At 38.2% G+C, this 23,984-nt stretch carries 22 protein-coding genes; 15 read left to right on the plus strand and 7 right to left on the minus strand.

Annotated features, from left to right (window positions below; genetic code table 11):
• Positions 1–5: 5 nt before the first annotated feature.
• From ACFSFW_RS11920 to ACFSFW_RS11965, 10 genes are all read left to right on the plus strand, one after another.
• A complete protein-coding gene (locus ACFSFW_RS11920; protein WP_388038477.1) occupies positions 6–1,391 on the plus strand; it encodes an LLM class flavin-dependent oxidoreductase in 1,386 nt (461 codons plus the stop codon).
• 142 nt (positions 1,392–1,533) lie between these two features.
• Positions 1,534–2,355: an alpha/beta fold hydrolase gene (locus ACFSFW_RS11925; protein WP_388038480.1), complete on the plus strand. Its 822-nt coding sequence runs from the start codon at positions 1,534–1,536 to the stop codon at positions 2,353–2,355.
• An 87-nt stretch (positions 2,356–2,442) separates the two neighbouring features.
• Positions 2,443–2,766 carry a hypothetical protein gene (locus ACFSFW_RS11930; RefSeq protein ID WP_388038483.1) on the plus strand — a complete coding sequence of 108 codons (324 nt, stop codon included), beginning with the start codon at positions 2,443–2,445 and terminating at the stop codon, positions 2,764–2,766.
• Between the two features lie 278 nt (positions 2,767–3,044).
• Positions 3,045–3,371: a PadR family transcriptional regulator gene (locus tag ACFSFW_RS11935; RefSeq protein WP_388038486.1), complete on the plus strand. Its 327-nt coding sequence runs from the start codon at positions 3,045–3,047 to the stop codon at positions 3,369–3,371.
• 4 nt (positions 3,372–3,375) lie between these two features.
• On the plus strand, positions 3,376–3,987 hold the full coding sequence (locus ACFSFW_RS11940) for a DUF2812 domain-containing protein (RefSeq protein ID WP_388038489.1): 612 nt from the start codon (positions 3,376–3,378) through the stop codon (positions 3,985–3,987).
• Positions 3,988–4,368: 381 nt separating this feature from the next.
• Positions 4,369–5,541, plus strand: coding sequence for a sulfite reductase subunit alpha (locus ACFSFW_RS11945; RefSeq protein ID WP_388038491.1), 1,173 nt, complete (start codon positions 4,369–4,371; stop codon positions 5,539–5,541).
• Positions 5,542–5,710: 169 nt separating this feature from the next.
• A complete protein-coding gene (locus ACFSFW_RS11950) occupies positions 5,711–6,274 on the plus strand; it encodes a tyrosine-type recombinase/integrase (protein ID WP_388038494.1) in 564 nt (187 codons plus the stop codon).
• A gap of 89 nt (positions 6,275–6,363) precedes the next feature.
• Entirely contained in the window at positions 6,364–7,854 is a 1,491-nt protein-coding gene (locus ACFSFW_RS11955) for a DUF1538 domain-containing protein (RefSeq protein WP_388038497.1), read from the plus strand.
• Entirely contained in the window at positions 7,844–8,512 is a 669-nt protein-coding gene (locus ACFSFW_RS11960; protein ID WP_388038500.1) for a P-II family nitrogen regulator, read from the plus strand. The genes ACFSFW_RS11955 and ACFSFW_RS11960 overlap by 11 nt, the downstream gene beginning before the upstream one ends.
• Positions 8,513–8,664: 152 nt before the next feature.
• Positions 8,665–9,654, plus strand: a complete 990-nt coding sequence (locus ACFSFW_RS11965; protein WP_388038503.1) for a glycoside hydrolase family 43 protein — start codon at positions 8,665–8,667, stop codon at positions 9,652–9,654.
• An 88-nt stretch (positions 9,655–9,742) separates the two neighbouring features.
• Here the strand turns inward: ACFSFW_RS11965 and ACFSFW_RS11970 are convergent, their stop codons facing one another.
• The gene (locus ACFSFW_RS11970) at positions 9,743–10,879 is read right to left on the minus strand and encodes an ROK family protein (protein ID WP_388038885.1); all 1,137 of its coding nucleotides are present in this window, start codon (positions 10,877–10,879) and stop codon (positions 9,743–9,745) included.
• A gap of 288 nt (positions 10,880–11,167) precedes the next feature.
• On the opposite strand from ACFSFW_RS11970, the gene xylA reads away from it, so the two are divergent.
• The 5 genes from xylA to ACFSFW_RS11995 all read left to right on the plus strand — a co-directional run bounded on the left by xylA (position 11,168) and on the right by ACFSFW_RS11995 (position 17,163).
• On the plus strand, positions 11,168–12,490 hold the full coding sequence (gene xylA, locus ACFSFW_RS11975) for a xylose isomerase (protein WP_304220371.1): 1,323 nt from the start codon (positions 11,168–11,170) through the stop codon (positions 12,488–12,490).
• A 68-nt stretch (positions 12,491–12,558) separates the two neighbouring features.
• Entirely contained in the window at positions 12,559–14,058 is a 1,500-nt protein-coding gene (gene xylB / locus ACFSFW_RS11980) for a xylulokinase (RefSeq protein ID WP_388038506.1), read from the plus strand.
• Between the two features lie 135 nt (positions 14,059–14,193).
• Positions 14,194–15,249 (plus strand): aldose epimerase family protein, encoded by a 1,056-nt coding sequence (locus tag ACFSFW_RS11985; protein ID WP_388038509.1) that lies wholly within the window; start codon positions 14,194–14,196, stop codon positions 15,247–15,249.
• Positions 15,250–15,340: 91 nt separating this feature from the next.
• Complete coding sequence (locus ACFSFW_RS11990; protein WP_388038511.1) at positions 15,341–16,324, plus strand: aldo/keto reductase; 984 nt, start codon at positions 15,341–15,343, stop codon at positions 16,322–16,324.
• Between the two features lie 215 nt (positions 16,325–16,539).
• Positions 16,540–17,163: a YesL family protein gene (locus ACFSFW_RS11995; protein ID WP_388038512.1), complete on the plus strand. Its 624-nt coding sequence runs from the start codon at positions 16,540–16,542 to the stop codon at positions 17,161–17,163.
• A gap of 529 nt (positions 17,164–17,692) precedes the next feature.
• Here ACFSFW_RS11995 and ACFSFW_RS12000 read toward each other — a convergent pair.
• The 6 genes from ACFSFW_RS12000 to ACFSFW_RS12025 form a co-directional block, all read right to left on the minus strand.
• On the minus strand, positions 17,693–17,824 hold the full coding sequence (locus ACFSFW_RS12000; protein ID WP_388038515.1) for a hypothetical protein: 132 nt from the start codon (positions 17,822–17,824) through the stop codon (positions 17,693–17,695).
• Positions 17,825–18,042: 218 nt separating this feature from the next.
• Positions 18,043–18,933 (minus strand): carbohydrate ABC transporter permease, encoded by an 891-nt coding sequence (locus tag ACFSFW_RS12005; RefSeq protein WP_388038518.1) that lies wholly within the window; start codon positions 18,931–18,933, stop codon positions 18,043–18,045.
• Positions 18,934–18,949: 16 nt separating this feature from the next.
• Complete coding sequence (locus tag ACFSFW_RS12010; RefSeq protein ID WP_388038521.1) at positions 18,950–19,828, minus strand: carbohydrate ABC transporter permease; 879 nt, start codon at positions 19,826–19,828, stop codon at positions 18,950–18,952.
• Positions 19,829–20,054: 226 nt separating this feature from the next.
• Positions 20,055–21,362, minus strand: a complete 1,308-nt coding sequence (locus ACFSFW_RS12015) for an extracellular solute-binding protein (RefSeq protein ID WP_304220357.1) — start codon at positions 21,360–21,362, stop codon at positions 20,055–20,057.
• Positions 21,363–21,472: 110 nt separating this feature from the next.
• The gene (locus ACFSFW_RS12020) at positions 21,473–22,258 is read right to left on the minus strand and encodes a response regulator transcription factor (RefSeq protein ID WP_388038524.1); all 786 of its coding nucleotides are present in this window, start codon (positions 22,256–22,258) and stop codon (positions 21,473–21,475) included.
• Between the two features lies 1 nt (position 22,259).
• Positions 22,260–23,984: a sensor histidine kinase gene (locus ACFSFW_RS12025; RefSeq protein WP_388038527.1), complete on the minus strand. Its 1,725-nt coding sequence runs from the start codon at positions 23,982–23,984 to the stop codon at positions 22,260–22,262.

The following is a 23,984-nucleotide window of genomic DNA, read 5'->3' on the forward strand; positions in this document are numbered from 1 at the left end:
TAAAAATGACTAAGAAAAGAATGTATTTAAATGCGTTTGATATGAATTGTGTGGGACATCAATCCCCAGGCCTATGGACACATCCGGAGGATCAATCTCATCGTTATAAAGACAGCGAGTATTGGATTGAACTCGCGAAGCTTTTAGAAAAGGGTAGATTCGATGCTATATTTCTAGCAGACGTACTAGGGCCATACGATGTGTATCAAGGTTCAAGAGATGCTGCAATCCGACAAGGTACACAAACGCCTGTTAACGACCCATCCCTTGTTGTACCGTTAATGTCAGCGGTGACGAAGCATTTAGGATTTGGAGTTACTGCATCTGTTACCCATGAGCATCCATATACATTTGCCCGCAGGATGTCGACGCTCGATCATATAACAAAAGGGCGTGTAGGCTGGAATATTGTAACTTCATATTTAAAAAGTGCCGCTGTGAATATGGGATTGGAAGATCAAATTAAACACGATGAGCGCTATGACATTGCCAATGAATACTTAGAAGTTTGCTATAAATTATGGGAAGGAAGTTGGGAGGATGATGCCGTTTTACTAGACAAACAGAATCGGATTTTCGCAGATCCAAGTAAAGTTCACGACATCAACCATGAAGGTAGGTATTATAAGGTTCCAGGTGCTCACCTTTGTGAGCCGTCTCCACAAAGAACGCCAGTACTTTACCAAGCCGGAACTTCTAGTAAGGGGCGCGCTTTTGCTGGTAAACATGCAGAACTAATCTTCATCGGTGCACCTACTAAAAATGCAGCTAAGCATTCTGTCAAGAAGCTGCGTGAAGAGGCAATAAAGGCTGGCAGAGCACCTGAGGAAATTAAAATACTTGCTTGTATTACTCCAATCGTTGGTCGAACAGAAGAAGAAGCGCAAGAAAAATACAATGAATATCAAAAACACGTAAGCTATGAAGGAGCATTAGCACTTTTGGGTGGTTGGACTGGAATAGATTTTTCAGAGTATGGTCCAGATGAAAATCTTAAGTATGTTAAAAACGACGCGATTCAATCGACCGTTGAGAACTTTACAAAAATTGATTCAGATAAAACTTGGACGATTGATGAGATCAAAAAATATACTGGAATTGGCGGCCTAGGTCCTGTTACTGTTGGCAGCCCAGAACAGGTAGCAAATGATTTAGAAAGCTGGGTGGAAGAAACCGGAGTAGATGGGTTTAACATTGCTTACGCGATTACACCTGGAACATTTAAAGATTTTATAGAGCTTGTTGTACCGGTATTACAAGAAAGAGGTCTAGTACGAAAAGAATACGAAGGTGACACACTTAGAGATAGCCTATTTGGTCAAGGGAGACAGTTGCCTGCCCATCATCCTGGAAAGCAATACTCCAAAACTGCGGCACTAGCAGTAAAATAAGGTGTGAAAAATAGTATCAGTTAAGTCTTCGAAACGATTCGGAGGCTTTTCTATTTGGCATTTTTTGATTCACGATATAAAAGGAATTTAGATCTGAATAGATGAATATAGTGTTTAAAAGCTTAATATAGGAGGAGTTATGATGAGTACTAATGAGGGGAAATATATTGAAGTCGATCTGGGGGTCGAATTGTTTGTACAAGATGTTGGCGAAGGGGAACCTATTGTTTTCGTTCCAGGTTTTACTTTCACGACAGAGGTTTTTATTAAGCAAGTTGAGTATTTTTCAAAAACCAATCGGGTAATCGTAATAGATCCAAGGAGCCACGGAAGATCAACGATAACTCCTCACGGAAATGATTATGTGACACACGGATCAGATTTGGCTTCCGTTCTGCAAGCATTAAATGTGAAAACTGCAACTCTAGTAGGCTGGTCGTTTGGTTGTTTTACAGTTTGGGAATATTTGAAGCAAAATGGCTCAGAAAACATTAAATCTTTAATACTTGTAGATATGCCGCCTAAATCTTTATCGGTAAATGATGAAGAATGGGTTGAAGGCAAGCTAGATGATATTGCAGCAATCTATAACGGTTATTTACGAAATCCAACAGGACATAGAGAGTTCATAACCAGTTATATCACCCAAGTGATGGTACAAAGAGATCTTGAGAAAGAAGAGCTAACCTGGTTAGTGGAGCAATCTTTGAAAACACCCTATTACATCGCTGGTAATTTATTTGCTTCAGGTATGTTTTCAGATTATCGAGAGGAAGCCAAACAAGCTAGTAAAGCCGTTCCTACCTTAACGATTGTCGCAGAGCACTGGGCGGATATTGCCGTAGAATATACAGAACAATTAACACCAGAATCTCAAGTGAGGATTCTAGGTGGCCACATGATGTTTTGGGAGCATGGTGAAAAGTTTAATGCGATTGTGAAAGATTTTCTACATGATAAATAAGATTCTAATAATGAGTGATTCATATCATAACAAAACATTTCAAAAAATGGTCTAATGGGGGTAGATAATGATCATGGAGGTATAAAAATGGCTACAATAAAAATCGAAAAGAATGATCTAATTCTTGAAGCGGGACTTGAAGATTTAAAAACAATCATTGATGAAGCAACAGCTAATATTGATGTATATAAAGAAGAAATTGCCGTTATTTATGAGAAAATGCCAAAGTTTGATTATGTCTATTTTTGCTTTTATGCGTACTCCACCTATCGTCTGTTAGAAAACGCCCTGAAATTCAACACAGATGAAGTTGGTCATTTTCGCTTAATTGCACCAGAATCCTTTTACTACGCATTCTACGGCATAATCGCAACACTGCATACAGAACACAATCTAAAAATTAAAGCATAATTCGAAAGAGAGCCCTTGAGCTCTTTTTTTTTTGGGACGGAGGGACAGGTCCATTGTCCCAAAAACCAGTTTGTATAGATCTCCATTTTATTTTACATAATACATCAACTTTATTACTTTCCACCAGTCTTTAGACTAGGTGTTTTTTTAATTTTTTTTAAAGGTGTTAATGGGGAATAGCCCATTTTTCAAAAGCTTTATTGACATATACAGTTAAACTGTATAAAATCAAACTATACAGTCGAACTATATAGTTATCCTGAATTGAGGCGAAACTTATGAAACGAGATAAAAATATTCCACTAACAGAGACAGTTTATTACATTCTTTTGGCGTTAATGGAGCCGGCACATGGGTACTTAATCCTTCAAAAAGTTGAAGAACTTAGTAATGGACAGGTGAGGATGGCTGCGGGGACTCTATATGGGGCTATCGATAATTTGCTAAAATTGAAGTTTATCGAGCCTGTAGCAAGTGAAGACAGCAGAAGGAAGGTTTATGTCATTACAGAAACAGGAAAAGAAATGTTGCACCTTGATTTAGAAAGAATGAAGCATATGATTCGAATAACCGAAAAGGCTTTTAAAATTGAAAAAAAGAGGTGAAGAGATGAGAAAATTAAAGTTTTTCCTGAACTTTGAAAAAGAAGAAACATGGTTAATTGAAATGGCGAAAAGAGGATTTGAATTTGTTGGAAAGTCATTTACTTATCAATTTCGCACTGCAGAACCCGAAAATGTAAATATAAAAATTGATTACCGAAAATTTAGATCCAAAGAGGATTTTATCGACTATATAACTCTTTTCGAGGATTGCGGATGGAAGCATATTGCGGGAACAAAGAGTTCCGGCACACAATATTTTAAAAAGGTGAGTGAAAGTGCGGACGAGGATATTTTCTCCGACCCTGACTCCAGGGCTTTCCGATATAAAAGACTGTCAAAAATGTACATGACTCTTGCTATCTGTTATTTACCTATTCTTATAGGACTAATTTCTCAAGATTATTTTTACGCTTCCGCTCTTTTAAATCCAAAGGAACTTTATTATACTCCAGGTTTATGGGAAAAGGCAGGAATGGACTTTTGGGGAGCTTTTCTATTTGAAACACCATTTGCACTCTTCAGAGCAATAATAGTCTTCTTTTTCCCAATCATGGTAATACTCTACCTTATTTTCAGCATCAAAGCCGACCAAAACTTTAAAAACACGCTAAAATAGGTGGGGCAAGTACGTTGTCCCACCATGGACCTCGGCGTTGAAACAAGAGGATTTGTCTAAGAATCTTACCGACTACAAATAAATTCCTACATCCTATTTTTCAAGCTCCTCATGCACGCATTTGATTAATTGTACAATATAATATCAAAGAACCACTTTGCTTCACCTCGAACAAATACGAATGCTTAGGGTGCTACCCTGTTATGCAAAAAATATAGCATTAAAGAACTGGGATTATGTAAAGACTAAGCGAATATATTGGGCTGCGCTCTTTTTTGGTAGTATAATGAAAAAGTGCTGAAAATGTGTCAAAATGCACACAAGATAACTTGTACATGTGTTATTCTAACTATATATATAACTGTTGGAGGTTTTTAGAAAATGCAACGAACTATAGATAACGAAAAAGATCCGAAAAAGCCTGTTCCTGCAACATTTTCAAGAACAAATCCATTTCAAGCAAAAGTTCTTAAGAACATCAACTTAAATGGGGAAGGTTCTAGCAAGGAAACTAGACATATTGAACTATCATTAGAAGGTTCAGGATTCTCTTATATTCCTGGTGATACACTTGGAATTGCTCCCTCAAATGATCCAGAATTAGTCGCAGCCCTTCTTGAGGAAATGAAGTGGGATGCAGATGAGGTTGTAACAGTTGGTCGTAAAGGCGAAACATTGCCGCTTAAAGAAGCATTAATAACGTATTTAGACATCACATTACTTACAAAGAAAATATTACAAGGGGCGGCAGCATTCACAGATAATGAAAAGTTGCAAAAACTTGTGGAAGATACAGCAGCAATAAAAGAATATTGCGATGGCCGGGACTTACTTGATATGCTCCGTGACTTTGGCCCGTGGAAGGCTTCTGCCCAAGATATCGTTGCATTATTAAGACAAATGGTACCTAGACTTTATTCCATTGCGAGTAGTTTAGCAGCACATCCAGATGAGGTTCATTTAACAATCGGTGCAGTGCGTTATACTGCGCACGGTCGTGAACGCAAAGGCGTTTGCTCAGTTCAATGTGCGGAACGAGTTCAGGAAGGCGATACACTTCCAGTCTTTGTTCAAATCAATAAACACTTCCATTTACCAGAAGAATTAGATAAAGATATTATCATGGTTGGTCCTGGAACAGGGATTGCGCCATTCCGTTCATTTATCGAAGAGCTTGCTGTAAATAAGGCAACAGGTCGTTCTTGGTTGTTCTTTGGAGATCAGCATAAAGCGACTGACTACTTGTATCAAGACGAATTGGAAAAATACCAACAAGACGGTACTTTGACAAAAATCGATGTTGCTTTCTCACGTGATTCTACTCAAAAAGTATATGTACAGCATAAAATGCTTGAGCATGGCAAAGAATTATTTGAATGGATTAACAACGGTGCTTATTTCTATGTTTGTGGAGATAAAGAACATATGGCAAAAGATGTGAATGAAGCCCTTCTCACAATCATTGAACAAGAAGGCGGCATGGACCGAGAAGCTGCAGAAGCATACCTAAAAGAAATGAAAACACAAGGTCGTTACCTACGCGACGTATATTAATAGAGAGTTTACGAAACCCTTCGCACTTGGCGAGGGGTTTTTTCGTGGCCTATACCTCTGGATATGCCTGGGACAAGGGACCTGTCCCTGTGACCCATTTTTTATTGTGGTGTTACATAGTTGGTGTTAAAATATGGTTAAGTAACATTGGTAATTGGAGGAAAATCCTATGGAGTTTGTTGAACCTATAAAAAAGGTTGCTGATATTAAGGTTATGAAGGAAGTATTGAGTCAACATTCGCAGCGGGATTTGTTGTTCTTTGTCTTTGGGATCAATACGGGGATGAGGGTTAGTGAATTGCTTTCTTTAAAAGTCAATGATATCTGGGATGGGAAGGATATAAAAGAATTTGTTTCGATAGAAGGTTCTTCCACGGATGAAGTAACTGACTTCTATATTAATCTTAGTGTGAAAACAGAATTAAGGAAGTATTTAAACCAAGTTAATTTGGAGGAGAGTGATTATCTATTTAAATCAAAAAAGCATGATAAGCCGATTACTCGTCAGCAAGCGTATCGAATTATTAATCATGCGGCAAAAGAGGTGGGGATTCCAGGGAAAATCGGTACCCACACTTTAAGAAAAACCTTTGGGTATCATGCATATCGAAAGGGGATTGCCGTTTCCATCCTATCAAAAATTTATCGCCACCAATCCTCTGCAGAAACGCTACATTACATCGGTATTGATAAAAATGAAAAATATATTATAAAAGTGGACGTTAATCTGTAATCCAAAATTTAATATGAACCGCCATTTTTTTGTAATTAAGATATTGTTTTCAGGTTAACCCAAATCTAATAGAAAGGAATGAGCTAAAATTGCATGTATTAGTTTCTAAACTTGTAGAAGTTTTGTATGCTGTTCTCCCCATTACAGCCATCGTCTTGATACTAAACTTTACGTTGGTTCACTTAGATATGACACTAATAATTCGCTTTATCATTGGAGCGATTTTAATCATTATTGGATTGTCTATCTTTTTATTTGGAGTCGATCTTGGAATTACGCCAATTGGCCAGTCGATGGGAGCAAGTATTGCAAAGTCTAATAGAATTTGGATCGTGGTGATAGCTGGATTAGCGCTAGGATTCTTCATCTCAATTGCTGAACCTGATTTACATATCCTCGCCGGACAGGTTGATCTTGTTACATCCGGATTAATTTCTAAGAGCAGTCTTGTTGTGATTGTTTCAATTGGCATTGGTGCTTTAATTGCGGTTGGTCTTTCCAGAATTGTTTACAACTTTCCTTTATATAAATTGTTATCCATCTTGTATTTACTCATCTTTGTACTCGCCATATTTACATCTCCAGAATTTTTAGCCATATCATTTGACGCTTCAGGAGCAACCACTGGTGCCTTGACCGTTCCGTTTATTTTAGCTCTTGCTTTAGGGGTTTCTACGCTAAAAAAGGATAGTAAAGCGTCTGAAAAAGATAGCTTTGGACTGGTCGCCGTAGCTTCTACAGGGGCGATTATCTCTGTCATGATCATGAACATCATTGCTAAAACGGATAAAATCTCAGGTAGTTTGGAAGACTCTGAGGTTTCAAGCTCTATTATTGGACCTTTCCTGCATAAATTTCCAATCATAGCGTTTGAAATCATTATTGCGTTACTACCTATCTTACTTCTTTTTCTTATCTTTCAAAAAATCTCATTTAAGAAGTCTAAGAAAGCAGTTCGGAAAATTTTAATGGGGCTTTTATTCACATTTATTGGACTTGTCCTGTTTTTAGTTGGAGTGAATGCCGGATTTATGGATGTCGGTACCGCAGTTGGGTACAGTATTGCATCTTTAGACAGTAAAGCATATCTTGTTATAGTAGCTTTTATCTTGGGGCTTGTAACAATATTGGCAGAACCTGCTGTTCACGTGTTGACACATCAAATAGAAGATGTTACAAGTGGGTATGTACCGAGAAAGACGGTCATGTTTTCTTTATCCATAGGAGTAGGCATTGCGGTCGCGTTGTCGATACTGAGAATATTAATTCCCGAACTACAGTTATGGCATTATCTTCTACCTGGGTATATGATTGCTATAGCGATGACTTATTTCGTACCGAAACTATTCGTGGGGATTGCCTTTGATTCAGGTGGTGTTGCCTCTGGTCCAATGACAGCCACTTTTATCTTGGCGTTCATTCAAGGTGCAGCAGAGGCAATTGAAGGTGCCAATGTCCTAATTGATGGATTTGGAATGATTGCGATGGTAGCGTTAACACCATTAATTGCTTTACAGGTGTTAGGATTTGTATTTAAATTAAAATCAAAAAAAGGAGGACTGGAGAAGAATGTTGGGTAATTCTGAATCAGCCGACTTTGAACTGGTTTGCATTATTGTAAATCATGGTATGGGAAGTAAAATCATGCAAACAGCTAAGAAAAACGGGATATCAGGGGGCACAGTGTTGTTAGGTATAGGCACGATAAAAAACCGCCTCTTAGAATTCTTAGCTTTAAACGATGTTCGAAAAGAAATTGTCTTAATGGTTTCTAATAGTAAGATAGCGGAACAAGCGCTAGATCAACTCGATAAAAAATTTAAATTCTCAAAACCCAATCATGGCATAGCATTTACGACTTCTGTTGGTCATATTGTTGGAGCAAGTAGCTGTAAAAGTGGAGAAATAAAAGAAGAGGAAGGTGCTGACAATCCAATGTATCATTCGATTACAGTGATTGTAGAAAAGGGTAATGCGGAAGATGTGATTGATGCAGCGGTCGAGGCTGGCTCTAAGGGTGGTACAATCATGAATGCAAGAGGTTCTGGAATCCATGAAACAAGTAAACTATTTTCAATGGAAATAGAACCGGAAAAAGAGATTGTATTAATTTTATCCGAGTCAGAAAGTACCGATGCAATTGTAGAATCAATTAGGAAAAAAATAAAAATCGATGAACCAGGTAATGGGATCATTTTTATACAAGATGTTAAAAAAACGTACGGAATCTATAAATAAAATGAGGTGCCAGCACTGACGTGTTAAAGAGTCGGGGCTGGCACTTTTTTATTTTAAAAAAGCAATTAAAAAGTTAGTTGTCTCACTATACAAAGTATATTGAATATGATTTAATGAATGTGTAGGTATCATAAAAGTTACTGGAGGCTGTTATGGTGAAAAACACGAAACCTAATGAACCAATCGTTACACATATTTTTACAGCAGATCCTTCTGCACACGTTTTTGAAGGGAAACTTTATATTTATCCGTCACATGACCTTGAACACGATGAACCGTCAAATGATAATGGGGACCAATATAAAATGGAAGATTACCACGTTTTATCCATGGAGGATATGGAAGGACCTATTGTAGACCATGGGGAAGTACTTCATGTAAAGGATGTACCATGGGCAAGTAAGCAAATGTGGGCACCAGATGCAGCTTACAAAAATGGCAAGTACTATTTTTATTTTCCGGCACGAGACAAGGAAGATATTTTCAGAATTGGGGTTGCGACAGGAAATAGCCCAGCTGGACCGTTTACACCAGAGGAAAATTATATACCAGGAAGCTTTAGTATCGACCCGGCTGTTTTTGTAGATGAAAATGATAGCGCTTATATGTATTTCGGAGGACTTTGGGGTGGACAGCTTGAAAAATGGCAAACAGGTTCATTTAAAGCTGAGGTTACAGAAGGACCAGCTCCTACAGAACCTGCATTAGGACCGATCTTCGCTGAATTAAATGATGATATGCTTACTTTTAAAAGTGAGCCAAAGGAAATTTCAATTGTTGATGAAGATGGAAACCCAATATTAGCAGGTGATGAAGACCGTCGATATTTTGAAGGACCATGGGTTCATAAATACAATGGACTTTACTATCTATCCTATTCAACAGGTTCAACACATAAAATTGTATACGCTGTCAGTGAAAATCCACAAGGACCATTTGTGTTCAAGGGGACCATTCTTAAGCCAGTCATAGGTTGGACAACCCATCATTCAATTGTCCAATTTAAGGATAAGTGGTATCTTTTCTACCATGACTGCTCTTTATCAAATGGGATTAACCATAAGCGCAGTGTTAAATTTACAGAACTTAAATACAACGAAGATGGGACAATCCAAACGATTGATCCATATGGAGATAAATAATGTAGAGATTCGACAGGAGAGCCTGTCGAATTTTTTTTATAAAAAAAGCCCTGCTATTAAAAGCAGGGGAGAGATGTGAGACAGTTTCCTAACCTTTGATAAAGTTGTCTACAGCGAAGGCCGATACACCTAATGAAGTTGAGTATTTTCCAAGTTTTGAAAAGTTGAGTTGCAAGTCGTTTTGGTGGAATGCGAGTGTGTGTTTTTCAATCGTATCCCGGATAGGTGCTTCGATCCATTCTTTCGCTAAGGCTAGTCGATTTCCGATGATGACTTGTTCTGGGTTAAACGTATTAATGATATTATTAATTCCAAGTCCTAGATAGTTTCCGATCTCTTCAAAGAGATGCTTCGCTTTTTCGTCACCATTCTTCGCTAACTCAATTAGCACTTCCAGTGATTCAATACTAGGGTCAGACATTTCCAATAATGCCTGCTCTGATGCATAAGCTTCCCAGCATCCGCGACTGCCACAGTTACAACGCTTGCCGTTCATGTCAATAATCATATGGCCCATTTCACCGGAGAATCCATTTATTCCTTTATAAAGCTGCCTGTTAACAATGATTCCGACACCAATTCCTATACCAGCGCTGATATAAAGAATGTTTTCATGGTTTTGCCCTAAACCAAAATTCTGTTCACCAACAGCCCCGGCGTTTGCTTCGTTTTCAATAATAACGGGAACACTGTAGAGTTTTTCAAGCTCTTCTTTTAATTGGATATTACTCCATCCAAGATTCGGTGCTAGCAGGACGGCCCCCTCATTATTAACAATTCCCGGTACACCAACTCCGATGCCGACAATTCCGTACCTGCTCTTTGGCATTTCATCCATTAACGACTGAATCATGTTTTGTAAAATATCCATGATTGACGCATAAGTAGTACGGCTCAATGTTTGACTTTTTTCAATTAAAATAGTCCCTTTTAAATCGGTAAGGACAGATAGCACATAGTTCACTCCGATATCGATTCCAATTGCATAACCGGCGTCCTTATTGAAGTGAAGGATAACGGGACGGCGTCCTCCACTAGAGACACCTGGTCCTGATTCAAAAAGTAAATCTTCCTCTAATAGTTCAGTAACCAAAGTTGAAACTGTTGTTTTATTTAAGCCTGAAATCTGAGCAATGTCCGCACGTGAGATTGGCTCATTTTCCATAATTAATTGTAAGACGAGTGCTTTATTATTTTTTTTAACAACCTGTTGATTCCATGTCATCGTTCTCAATGATTATAACTCCTTATGTTGTATTGTATTTATTTTATCATAAAACTTAGTATGGTGAATATACGAATGTAAAACTTAGTATAAATAGGGGATTAGAGACTAAAATATGCTAACTTAAACAAAAAATAAAATAATTTTCGACATACTTAGTTTATCGTATAGACAAACTATGTAAGCGGTGCTATAATCTGATTATAAAAGCTTGCTTAAAGATGACGAGCTTTTGATCGCATTTAAAAAACTCTATTGAAATATTAAAATACTAGGAGGAATAACCCGATGGCTTATTTCGATTCAGTTAACAAAATTAAATATGAAGGCGCTAAATCAACGAATCCTTTTTCATTTAAATATTACAACCCAGAAGAAAAAATTAATGGCAAGACAATGGAGGAAATTCTTCGTTATTCTGTTGCATACTGGCATACATTTACCGCTGATGGAACAGACCCATTTGGTGTAGGGACTGCAATACGTCCTTGGGATCACCTTAAGGGGTTAGACTTAGCAAAAGCTCGTGTTGAAGCATCATTTGAACTTTTTGATAAATTAGATGTTCCTTTCTTTGCGTTCCATGATGTTGATGTTTCTCCAGAAGGAAGCACATTAAAGGAAACAAATGAAAATCTTGATGTCATTGTTGCAATGATTAAAGATTACATGAAGACTAGCAAAGTAAAATTACTCTGGAACACAGCTAATATGTTCACAAACCCACGCTATACACATGGTGCTGCAACTTCTCCAAATGCAGATGTATTTGCTTACTCTGCAGCGAAAGTGAAAAAAGGATTAGAAGTTGCTAAAGAACTTGGCGCAGAAAACTATGTATTCTGGGGTGGCCGTGAAGGTTACGAAACACTTTTAAACACAGATATGAAGCTTGAAATGGACAACTTAGCTCGTTTCTTCCACATGGCCGTTGACTATTCGAAGGAAATCGGATTAAATGTTCCATTCTTAATTGAGCCAAAACCAAAAGAGCCTACTAAGCACCAATATGATTTTGACGTAGCTACAGGTCTAGCATTCTTACAAAAATATGACCTAACAGATTACTTCAAGTTCAATATTGAAGCAAACCATGCAACACTTGCTGGTCATACATTTGAGCATGAGTTAAGAACAGCTCGTATTAATGGTATGCTTGGTTCAGTTGATGCAAACCAAGGGGATACATTGCTTGGCTGGGATACAGATGAATTCCCAACAGACCTCTATACAAACACATTAGCCATGTATGAAATTCTTCAAAATGGCGGACTTGGCAAAGGTGGATTAAACTTTGATGCAAAAGTAAGAAGAGGTTCATTTGATACAGATGATCTTTTCCACGCACATATTGCAGGTATGGATGCTTTTGCAGTGGGCTTAAAAGTGGCTAACAAACTAATCGAAGATAAAGTGCTTGATAACTTTGTAGAAGAGCGCTATAGCAGTTATACGAAAGGCATTGGCTTAGATATCGTAGAAGGAAAAACCAACTTCCGTGAGCTAGAAGCATATGCACTTGGATTAACTGAAATTAAAAATACATCAGGTAGAACAGAACGCTTAAAAGCGTTAATCAACCAATATCTACTAGAAACTTTAAATGCTTAATGAATAGAAACCAAGATGTGCTGGATGTATGCTACTCCAGCACATTTTTGTAGAAAAGGATGATACGGATGAAATATGTAATCGGTGTGGACCTCGGAACAAGCGCTGTGAAAATTTTACTAGTAAATCAAAACGGTGAAGTGGCTGGTGAGGTATCGAAATCATATCCTCTTATTATTGAAAAATCAGGTTATAGTGAACAAAATCCGGAAGAATGGGTTGAAAAGACAACTGCAGGTCTAAAAGAACTTGTTGCTGGGTTCGATGGAGACGTAAATGATATTGAAGGAATTAGTTTCTCTGGACAAATGCATGGACTCGTTTTACTAGATAAAGAAAATCAGGTGTTGAGAAACGCAATTTTATGGAATGATACAAGAACGACAAAGCAATGTGAGAAAATCTATGAGACTTTTGGTAAGGAAAAACTATTGGAAGTAACAAAGAACCCTGCATTAGAAGGTTTTACTTTGCCGAAAATTCTATGGGTTAAAGAAAATGAGCCGCAAATATTCGAACGCTCTAATCTGTTCATGCTTCCAAAGGATTATTTACGTTATCATATTACAGGTGCCATTCACATGGAGTACTCAGATGCGGCCGGGACATTGATGTTAGATGTGGCAAAACGTGAATGGAGTCAGGAAGTATTAGAGGCATTTGGACTTGTGCCAGAATTTTGTCCACCTTTAGTGGAGTCACACGACTTTGTTGGCACGGTAATCCCTGAATTTGCTGAAGTAACAGGTCTATCTAAGGCCACTAAGGTGTTTGCTGGCGGTGCGGATAATGCTTGTGGTGCCATTGGTTCAGGAATTTTATCAGAAGGCAAAACTCTCTGTAGTATCGGAACTTCAGGTGTGGTGTTGTCTTATGAAGAACGAAATGACCTTGATTTTGAAGGTAAGGTTCACTATTTTAATCATGGTGAAGAAAACACGTATTATACAATGGGTGTCACTCTTGCGGCAGGTTACAGCCTAAGTTGGTTCAAGGATACGTTTGCAAAAGAAGAGGCTTTTGATCAATTTTTAGAGGGTGTCGATCAAGTGCCTGCAGGCAGCAACGGTCTACTATTTACGCCGTATATTGTGGGCGAAAGAACACCACATGCTGATTCAAATATCCGCGGTAGTTTCATTGGCATTGATACAGCCCATGAACGAAAGCATTTTGCTCGTGCAGTCCTTGAAGGAATTACATTTTCTTTAAACGAGTCGATTGAGATTTTCAGAAATAGTGGCAAAACGATAGATACAATTATTTCAATTGGCGGCGGTGCGAAAAACGAAACTTGGCTACAAATGCAGGCGGACATTTTTAACGCGAAAATAGAGAAATTAACATCTGAACAAGGTCCTGGAATGGGAGCAGCCATGCTTGCTGCATATGGCAGTGGATGGTTTGAATCATTAAAAGAATGTGCAGATACATTCCTGCAAACTTCAAAAACGTATGAACCAATTCCAGAAAATGTGGAAGCGTATCAAAAACTATTTGCCATCTATCAACAAGTTTATACCCAAACAAAAGCACTCAACGAACAACTAAGAGCCTTTAGAAAATAATGGGACAGTGGGACAGGTCCCTTGTCCCACTTCCCAATTAAATGAAACCTATTGAAGTGTATTGACTACCAATCTAAAAACTGGAAATCGACAGGACCAACCATAACTTTTCTAGTAGTAGGAAGGAAGTTGAAAATGAAAGTTAAAAAAGAAAGTTTTGGTCAAATTGATAACCAACCTATCTTTTCATTTACACTGCTTAATGATCACGGCATAGAAGTTTCGGCCATAAATTATGGCGGTATAATCACGAAAATCAACGTTCCGGACAAAAATGGAGTTCTTGAAAATATCGTTCTCGGCCATGACACACTCAACGATTATATACAGGATTCCTCATTTTTGGGTGCTATCTGTGGACGTGTGGCAGGTCGAATAAAAGATGGCTCTTTCGAACTTGATGGAAATACATATAATCTAGCGAAAAATGACAATTCCAATCATCTTCATGGAGGCATAAACGGGTTTAACAAGGTTGTATGGAATGCGGAAACTCTTGAAGACGGAGTTCGTTTTTCGTATGTAAGCCCAGATGGTGAAGAAGGGTATCCAGGAAATGTAACCGTAGAAGTGATATATACGCTAAACAACGAAAACGAGCTGACGATTCATTATGGCGCTCAATCCGATCAAAAAACGCTATTAACTCTTACCAACCATTCTTATTTTAACCTAAGCGGGGATTTGAAAAGGGATGTATTAGACCATACCTTAACCATAAAAAGCAATCAATTTCTTGAACTGGATCATGAATTTATTCCAACAGGTCACTATTTAAATGTCGAAAATACACCATTTGATTTTAGAAATGAAAACGTTATTAAATCGGGGACAAATTCTCAGCATCCGCAAAACGTTCTTGTAGGAAATGGCTATGACGATCCGTTCATTCTCGATAATAACCATGAAAACGAAGTTCTATTAAAGGATCCAGAAAGTGGCCGAATTTTAACGATAGAAACAGATGAACCTGCTGTTGTTGTTTACTCAGGCAATTCCCTGCAATCTGAAGGGAATTTCCGAGGTGTTCCTTCCAGACAATACTTAGGGATATGCTTAGAGACACAGGCATTTCCTGATGCCATTCATCATTCTCACTTTCCATCCATTACTCTCGAAAAAGGTCAGTCTTATTCTTCGGTCACTAAATATAAGTTCGGAGTAGCGGGAAAAGAGAGTTTTAATAAGTGATCTCTGATACGAATAGGGCATGTTTTAACCATCAAATAATGGTCAATAAGATGATATTAAAGGATAAACAATAATGAAAGGGGATGTAAAAATGAATTACCGTGAATTAGGTAACACTGGAATAAAAATTAGTGAAGTTAGCTTTGGTACTTGGGCGATCGGCGGAGCTTGGGGGAAAACGAGTGATACTGAAGCACTTAAGTCTTTGGAATTTGCAATGGATCAAGGTGTAAACTTTTTTGATACAGCCGATGTGTATGGTGACGGGCACAGTGAAGTGCTGTTGGCCAAGGCAACGAAAGGCAAGGAAGATAAGATTCATATTGCTACTAAGTTCTGCCGTCAAGGTGACATCTTTGATCCCCAAAATTACAGTTATGAACAAGTAAGTAAATATTGTGAAGACAGCCTTCGACGTTTAAATCGAGAGGCGATTGATCTGTATCAAATTCATTGCCCGGCTACAGATATTTTACGAGATGGAAGTGTTTTTGAAGTACTCGACCGCTTGCAACGTGAAGGGAAAATTCGTCACTATGGAGTAAGTGTAGAAACAGTTGAGGAAGGGCTTATTTGTTTGGAGAATCCAAATGTGAAGAGCCTGCAAATTATTTTTAATATGTTCCGTCAAAAGCCATTGGAAGAGTTAATTCCGGAGGCCTACAAAAAAGGAGTCGGACTACTTGTAAGATTGCCACTTGCTAGCGGGCTGCTCACTGGTAAATTTACCGCTGATCATGTCTTTGAAGAGGATGACCACCGGCGTTTTAATGAAAATGGGGAAGCATTTAATGTTGGGGAAACATTTGCCGGTCTTGGTTTTAAAAAGGGTGTTGAACTTGCGGACCAGTTAAAGTGGATTGCAACTGGACGTAACTCGATGGCAAGTGCAGCGCTACGTTGGATATTAGACCAAAGAGAAATAACAAGTATAATTCCTGGCTTTAAAAATGTAAAACAAGTTCAAAATAACCTGTCAGCGCTTGAAGAAAAGCCATTTACAAAAGAAGAAATAGAAAAGATTCAGCGTTATTATCATGAACATGTAAAAGAGTTCATCAGAGGCGCATATTAAAAGGACGAGCTTAGCCTCGTTCTTTTTTTAGAGAGAGGTTGAACGATAAAGTGATCGATTTCAAACTGTTGAAGCAATTCGGTTGCTGGTTCAGGAATTGAAAAAACAAGGCTATCGATTTGTTACTGTTAGTGAGCTATTAAAGGATTTTAAGAGTAGATTGTGATAAAATTTTATTGAAATAATTTTGTGTTTGTCGACGTCGGAGGGATTTGATGAGTAAAACAGCAAACCGAGCCTATGCGGCTACATTGTGGATTTCAAAATTCGCGTATCTAAATGTACTTTGGATTGGTTTCTCGTTAGTGGGTCTGGTTGTTTTGGGATTCTTTCCAGCAACGGTGGCCATGTTCGCGGTAGTTCGCAAATGGTTATTGGGAGATACTGATATTCCAGTCTTTGGTACATTTTGGAGTACCTATAAAGCTGAGTTTATAAAAAGTAACGGTCTAGGGTTGATCCTCGTAGTAGTTGGAGTCTTGATTGTACTGGACTTGTTTTTTATAAGGAATTTAAGTGGAAGTTTTGTTCGTGCCATTCAAATCCCAATTTATTTGTTTATTTTTGCCGCAGTAATGACGTTGTTGTACATATTCCCAGTGTTTGTCCACTATGAACTTAAGATTGTCCATATGATTAAAAACTCATTTTTGTTAATGCTAATTAATCCACTTGAAAACGTTGTGATGGTTATTAGTTTGGTAATGGTGTTCTTTGTCGTAAAATATATCCCTGGATTGGGCTTTTTCTTCGGGGGAAGCCTATCCGCAGCAATCATCATGGCCGCATGCTACCGTACTTTTCAAAAGACGGAACGGAAGAAGGAACAGTTAGGATGATGGAAGAAGTCTTATTGTGGGTAAGAAAGTAGTTGAAGATTACTGAATCCTCTTCATAGTGTCGATGAAGGGGAAAAGCAGTGTTGGCCAGATGCTGAATCCCTTTCATGGCGTCTATGAAGGGGAAAAGAAGCGGTAGATTGATGTTGAATCCTCATCATAGTTTCGATGAAGAGGAAAAGAGGCGTTGGATTGATGTTGAATCCTCTTCATGGTGTCTATGAAGGGGAAAAGAAGCGGTAGATTGATGTTGAATCCTCTTCATAGTTTCGATGAAGAGGAAAAGAGGCAAGAAGCCGATGCTGAATCCCTTTCATGGCGTCTATGAAGGACCAAATGAGAGTAGATTAATAGAAAAAAGGTCTTCATAAGGGTCATGAAGTCCCCAACGAATGAGGTTGTCTAAGCTAAAGTCCTTCATAAAGGTTATGAAGGACCGAAAGTGAATAGATTGATAGAAAAAGGACTTCATAAGGGTCATGAAGTCCCAAACGAATGAGGTTGTCTAAGCTAAAGTCCTTCATCAAGGTTATGAAGGACCCACCGTAACTAGAATGATAGCAAAAACGTCTTCATAGAGCCCATGAAAGCCTGAACGCATGGAGTTACCTAAGAAAGAGTTCTTCATAGAGCCCATGAACGCCCAATTAAGATTGCTCAATAGCGTAAACTCCTTCATCCGCCTAATTCCTACCGTATTAACTCCAAACGCAAAGTCCCCCAATAACAAAAAGACAGATAGGAGGATTCTGGTACAACCTTTCCTATCTGTCTTTTATTATTTGAATCTCCAAGCCTATTTGCATCCATATTTCAGGCAGGCTTGCGGCATATCCCTTACGAAGGCCGCAAGCCCAATCCTTGTCCTTACTCATAACCTTACCCTTTCACAGACCCAGCTGCCATGCCTTCAACGATCTTATCACTTAAGAACAAGAATGCTAGTAGAATCGGCACGATACTGATAACGAGTGTTGCACCGATTGCGCCCCAGTCTGTTAAATACTGACCAACGAAGTTGTTGATTCCCACTGTTAGTGTCTTCCACTTATCAGAACTGATAAAAGTATTTACAAACACAAATTCATTCCAGTTGTAGATCATGTTGATAATGGCGGTTGTTGATAATACAGGAACCGTCATTGGCAGCGTAATTTGGAAGAAGATTCGATGTACTGAGCATCCGTCCATAACCGCAGCTTCTTCAATTTCGCGAGGGAATGTTTTATAAAACCCTAGTAAAATCATGATAGTCAATGGCAAGTTAAATGCCGTATAGGATAATACGATTGATATTGGATTGTCAATTAAGTTCGCACTGTTGTACATTTTAAACAGTGGAATTATAGTAGAATGTAACGGAATCATATAGGCGACTAAGAATAATCCAAGAACAGGGCCGCTTAGTTTCCAGTGCATTCGTGTTACTGCAAATGTTACAAAGCTAGCAAGAATGATTGTTAGGACAACTGATAGCACAGTAATCCAAACACTATTAAAGAAGTAGACACCGATATTTCCGGAAGTCCAAGCTTTCGTATAGTTTTCCCATTGAGGGCTTTGTGGTAAAGAGAAGGGAGACATGCCGAAAACTTCTTTATTGGTTTTTAGGGAAAAGAACACCAACCAAACCAATGGATAGATTTGAATAATAGCAAAAGTACCTAGTAAGAGATATAGAAATCCAAATACAATTTTGTTCAAGAAGGATTTCCTTGGCTTTTGTGTGGAAAGGTTTGGTGTTACTTGTTGTGTACGAACCTCACTCATTTTGATTCACTCCCCCTTAAAATTGAACATCGTCTTTAGATTTCGTTAATTGTGATGTTACCCATGTCATGACAAGACAGATCACTAATAGGCCAAAGCCAATGGCACTACCGTATCCAAAGTTGTTTAGTTTGAATGCTTCTTTGTACATATATGAGGCCATAACTTCACTTGCTCCGTTTGGTCCTCCTCCGGTCATAACATAGATTAGATCGAAATATTTCAATGAACCCACAACTGCTAGCATGATTGTTACCTTGAAAACGCCAGAGATGAGTGGAAGTTTGATTTTATAGGCAATTTGAAATGGGCTAGCCCCATCGATTTTTGCTGCTTCGATGACTTCGTCAGGAACATTTTTCAAAGCTGCATAATAGATCAAGATGTAAAATCCTGCGTACTGCCAAATGATTGGGATGAAGATTGCATACAGTGCTACCTTAGGATCTGCTAACCAGATGGGTGTGTTTTCAACGCCGAAGAACTCAAGCAATTTGTTTGCCATACCGTTTGTTGGGTCAAAAATTTTCATCCATAGTTGGGCAATCGCAACAGAAGATAATAGCATGGGTATTAAATAAACTTTTCGTAAAAGGTCAGAACCTTTGATTTTGCTAGCTAAAACAAGTGAAATAGCTAAATATAAAAGTAAGCTGGCTGTTGAAAAGATTGCTAGTAAAAATGAGTGCCAGGTACTCGACCAGAATAATTTATCCTGAATTAAAGTAATGTAGTTATCTAATCCGATAAATGTCATTTCCCCAATTCCGTCCCAATCCATGAGACCGTAGTAACCTGATAAAGCAATTGGAATATAAATAAGGACTAGAATGAGAAGTAAAGCCGGGAGTGTATAAAGGGCGATAACGAACTTATTCGACATCACAGTTTTCATAATGGTTTTGCCCCTTTCTTTCTATAAAGTGAAACTTCAATTAGCGGGGGTTTTCTTCATCCCCCGCTAATTGTTAGTTGAACCAATCGGGCTTTTACGGGCAGTTATCCTCACCGAACCGTCTTGGTTCTCTACTAAAGCTTCGAATGAGGTTCATACTGCCCGTTAATGCGGGATAAAGAAGAGGGCATATTACAAGCAATATGCCCTCTCTTTTAAGCCACAATTATTTTTCGGCAGCAAGAGCTTCCTCTTGTGTTTTTGCAAATTCTTCTGGAGTTGTTTGACCGCCAAATAATGCTTGAATTTGATTTAAGTGAACATCAGCCACACCAGCGGACATTTGAACATCAGCATAAAGTGTTAAGTTTGAAGCTTTTCCTAAATCGTTAAGAATGTCAATGTACATTGGGTGAAGGTCGCCATTAGATGTATCAACAACTGTTGCAGGGATTACACCAGCATCAACAACTGAGCGCTTACCCCACTCATCAACAAGGTAAGAAACAAATTCTTTTGCTTCATCTTTTACTTTTGATTGTTCAGAAACGAATAAACCAACACCAGGACCACCTACGTAGCTATCAATGTCACCTTTGCCACCTTCATAGGTCGGGAACTTAAAGTATCCAACTTTATCTTTGAATTCTTGATCGACATCAGGTGTTGTTGTATAGTTTGGTAATTCCCAAGTTGCCATTAAGTACATAGCTGCTTGTTCATTCATGAAATATCCTTTTGCTTCATCATTTGAAAGACCATTAAATCCTTTAACAAAGGCATCCATATTTACAAGGTTTTCGATTTCCTCAGCCGCTTTTACAAGTGCTGGATCTTCAAAGCTACCTGTACGATTGATTGCATTGTTTAAGCTTTCAGGCCCTCCGATTCTATCTGCAAGGTACATGTACCACATAGAGCCAGTCCAACGGTCTTTGTTACCTAAAGTGATAGGAGTAACGCCGTTATCAACAAGTGTTTCAACAACGTTTAAGAACTCATCATATGTCTTTGGAGCTTCTAAATTATATTTTTCAAAGATTTCCTTATTGTAGTAAACTGGAGTAATGTTTAATTCTAAAGGTAAAGCATATGTTTTTTCTTCAACTGAGAAGGCATCCAATGTGCCAGCTACGAACTTATCTTTTTCAACGATATCATCGAGTGGAGCGAACATGTTTCCATCAACAAAAGGCTTCATATAACCAGCAGCCCACGTAATACCTACGTCAGGAAGTTCATTTGAAGCAGATAATACTTTTACTTTCTCTTTGTATTGCTCGTTACCTAAAATTTCAGTTTGAATGTCTACATCTGGGTTCTCTTCCTCATAAGCTTTGATAATATCATCTACTATTGTAAACTGCGCATTGGAGCTACCTTCAGGCCATAAGTGCATCATTTTCACAACGGTTTTATCACTACTAGATCCACTGGAATCTTTAGCAGTATCATCTGATGAAGAACATCCTCCTAAGATTAATCCACCAGCTAATGCCATCGACATCACAGTAGCAAACGCTTTCTTTTTCATTGATCAAAAACCCCCTTAATTTGTCTTACCCTCTTTGCCTTACTCTTAAAGTCTACCATCACGGGAATTATCAAAAAAGGGAACGATGATTGGGAAAAATACTACTATTTTTAGAAAGCCCTTTCATTCCTTGTTTTTCGGTATGTGGTTGGTGTCATACCTTCATACTCTTTAAAAATCTTAATAAAATACTTAGCAGTTTTATAGCCAACTTCTTCAGTAATTTCATTGATGGTGTGATTGGTGGAAAGGAGAAGTTCTTTTGCGCGTTGAATTCTGCGTCTTGTTACATATTCACTAAAATTCAATTTTACTTCTTCTTTAAATAACACGCTAAAGTAACTAGGGTTTAAATGGACATGAGCTGCAACGTCTTTTTGGTTAATATCATCCTTGATGTGACGATCAATGTAGGTAATGGCCTCGCGAATTGTATCTGTTGTTGTATCAATTTTCGTTGAGGCTTCGATGATTTTTTTATCGACAACTTTTTCGATCATTCCTACTCTGAACTGATTTTCCAAAATCTGAAGCGCTTCTTCAACCGCCTCAATTAATTTAGTTTTGCTTATTGGCTTTAAAAGATAGTTCACGACTCCAAGACGAAGCGCCTCTTGGGCATACTCAAACTCCGAGTAAGCGGATATAACAATAACGACAGGAGACATTCCCTTTTCTTTAATCGTTTTTAATAGCTGAAGTCCTGTCATCTCTGGCATACGTATATCGGAAAGCAATATATGAATCTTTTGCTCTTCTGCAATTTGTAACACTTCCTCACCACTTTGCGCAGTGAGGATATGAAATTCACCATTATTCCAACTTTCCAACGTCCTTTGCAAGCCCTGCCTAGTTCTTGGTTCATCATCAACAATCACGATATTTTTGATAAACATTCTAATTTCCCCCATTTATTGGAATTTCAAATGAAATTCGTGTTCCTTTATCTGGCTCACTTTCTATTAAAAGTTCGGGATGCAAATTCTCGTTGTAATAGAGTTTTAATCGTTTATATACATTTGAAATGGCAATGCCCTTTCCTCTTGTAGAAGCGACACCGCCAGTTTTCATAGATTCTGTTATTTGATTGATTCGATCTTGATCCATTCCTGGACCGTCATCCTGAACGGATATTCGAATTCTATCCGTTTTAACTGATTCAATGGATACAGTAACAAGACTATCACCGACCTTATTTCCAGCCCCGTGTAAGATTGCATTTTCAACAAGTGGTTGAATGATGAGTTTTGGTATTCGAGTGTGTTCAAATTGCTGTGGAACAGAGACCTTCCATTTCAATCGATCACCAAAACGCATTTTCATAATTTCCATGTAGTCACCGATATGTTTGAGTTCTTCCTTTAAAAATACCCAATCATCATCTGTTTCTTTTGTAATGGTGTATCGAAACAAATCAGACATTGCAATGACGACTTCAGACAGTTCATCTTCATTTTTTTCTTCAAGTGACCAATGAAGTGCATCCAAGGTATTGAAGAGAAAATGCGGATTGATTTGTGCTTGTAGAGCTTTTAATTCGCTTCTGCTTCGTAAAATTTCCTTTTGATAGACCATTCGGATTAGGTGATTCGTTTCCTTCACTAATTGATTGTACGTACTGTTTAGCTCATTGATTTCATTAACAGATGAAACATCTGGATTCAAGGTTAGGGCACCTTGGCCAGCGCGCTGCATTGTTTTTGTTAAATGAACAATCGGTCTTGTGATAACAGTTGATAGAAATAAGGAAAAAATCATAAAAATGATACCACCAGCTACACCCGATAAAATGATGCCTGTCCGTATTCCAGCTAGCCCCTTTGTAAGTTCACTAATGGGCGTTAAAATAAGGACGGTCCAGCCTGTAAGATTGGAAGTTTTCTTTGTTACGATATAGTCCCCTTTTTCGAGCTTAACTGTACCCTTAGGAGTTGAAAGGATTTCTGAGATATCTCCATCGTAATTTTGAACAATAGGCTCATCGTTTTCGTCCAAAAGAATGGAGTATTGGTTGTTTGATGTCGGAAACTGAAAATGGTCACGGTTTATGCTTATTAAAAGGTAACCGCCATTTACATATCTGCGCTCGATTAGACTAATCCTCCGGATGGCTAGGAAATTGTTTTTATCCTGAGGATCATCTCCAATCCAAACCAATCCACCTTTTGCAAGTCTAGCTTTTTCAATCCATTTTTTCTCTACCCGATTTTTTAATAAGTCATCATCAAGAGGAATAACACGTTGTTGTTCCCCAGAAAAGACTTGAAACGAAAAGATGCCATCTGTATTCCCCATAATTCGGTTTACATGTCCCATTAACTGTTGACGTTCCTGGAATGAGATTTCTTTACCATCAAAAATTTTCGTTAGGATTGTTTGGACGCCCTCGTCCGTAATGACGAGCTTTGATGACATATTAATTTGTTCGTATAAAGATTCCATTCTACCGTTTGCTTCAATCGCAACCTGGTGGATTTGTTTTTCAGCATTGCTTTTTAAAAGAGTGGAGACCTGTCTTAATGTTAATAGACCGACGATCAAAAGAACGATAATCATGACAAATAAGAAGATAAATAAGATCTGATTGCGTAATGTGTTCCACTTTTTCAATTTTTTGATCAT

Origin of the sequence: Ferdinandcohnia salidurans (genome assembly GCF_042680725.1) — a bacterium.
Taxonomy (GTDB): Bacteria; Bacillota; Bacilli; order Bacillales; family Bacillaceae_L; genus Ferdinandcohnia; species Ferdinandcohnia salidurans.

Excerpts from the sequence above, each read along its gene's own strand:
- ACFSFW_RS12020 (WP_388038524.1), bottom strand. The coding sequence starts at position 22,258 with ATGTTTATCAAAAATATCGTGATTGTTGATGATGAACCAAGAACTAGG.
- ACFSFW_RS12015 (WP_304220357.1), bottom strand. The coding sequence starts at position 21,362 with ATGAAAAAGAAAGCGTTTGCTACTGTGATGTCGATGGCATTAGCTGGT.
- ACFSFW_RS12025 (WP_388038527.1), bottom strand. The coding sequence starts at position 23,984 with ATGATCAAAAAATTGAAAAAGTGGAACACATTACGCAATCAGATCTTA.
- ACFSFW_RS11930 (WP_388038483.1), top strand. The coding sequence starts at position 2,443 with ATGGCTACAATAAAAATCGAAAAGAATGATCTAATTCTTGAAGCGGGA.
- ACFSFW_RS12010 (WP_388038521.1), bottom strand. The coding sequence starts at position 19,828 with ATGAAAACTGTGATGTCGAATAAGTTCGTTATCGCCCTTTATACACTC.
- ACFSFW_RS11950 (WP_388038494.1), top strand. The coding sequence starts at position 5,711 with ATGGAGTTTGTTGAACCTATAAAAAAGGTTGCTGATATTAAGGTTATG.
- ACFSFW_RS11920 (WP_388038477.1), top strand. The coding sequence starts at position 6 with ATGACTAAGAAAAGAATGTATTTAAATGCGTTTGATATGAATTGTGTG.
- ACFSFW_RS11970 (WP_388038885.1), bottom strand. The coding sequence starts at position 10,879 with ATGACATGGAATCAACAGGTTGTTAAAAAAAATAATAAAGCACTCGTC.
- ACFSFW_RS11935 (WP_388038486.1), top strand. The coding sequence starts at position 3,045 with ATGAAACGAGATAAAAATATTCCACTAACAGAGACAGTTTATTACATT.
- ACFSFW_RS11960 (WP_388038500.1), top strand. The coding sequence starts at position 7,844 with ATGTTGGGTAATTCTGAATCAGCCGACTTTGAACTGGTTTGCATTATT.
- xylA (WP_304220371.1), top strand. The coding sequence starts at position 11,168 with ATGGCTTATTTCGATTCAGTTAACAAAATTAAATATGAAGGCGCTAAA.
- ACFSFW_RS11995 (WP_388038512.1), top strand. The coding sequence starts at position 16,540 with ATGAGTAAAACAGCAAACCGAGCCTATGCGGCTACATTGTGGATTTCA.
- ACFSFW_RS11925 (WP_388038480.1), top strand. The coding sequence starts at position 1,534 with ATGAGTACTAATGAGGGGAAATATATTGAAGTCGATCTGGGGGTCGAA.
- ACFSFW_RS11945 (WP_388038491.1), top strand. The coding sequence starts at position 4,369 with ATGCAACGAACTATAGATAACGAAAAAGATCCGAAAAAGCCTGTTCCT.
- xylB (WP_388038506.1), top strand. The coding sequence starts at position 12,559 with ATGAAATATGTAATCGGTGTGGACCTCGGAACAAGCGCTGTGAAAATT.
- ACFSFW_RS12005 (WP_388038518.1), bottom strand. The coding sequence starts at position 18,933 with ATGAGTGAGGTTCGTACACAACAAGTAACACCAAACCTTTCCACACAA.
- ACFSFW_RS11985 (WP_388038509.1), top strand. The coding sequence starts at position 14,194 with ATGAAAGTTAAAAAAGAAAGTTTTGGTCAAATTGATAACCAACCTATC.
- ACFSFW_RS11990 (WP_388038511.1), top strand. The coding sequence starts at position 15,341 with ATGAATTACCGTGAATTAGGTAACACTGGAATAAAAATTAGTGAAGTT.
- ACFSFW_RS11940 (WP_388038489.1), top strand. The coding sequence starts at position 3,376 with ATGAGAAAATTAAAGTTTTTCCTGAACTTTGAAAAAGAAGAAACATGG.
- ACFSFW_RS11965 (WP_388038503.1), top strand. The coding sequence starts at position 8,665 with ATGGTGAAAAACACGAAACCTAATGAACCAATCGTTACACATATTTTT.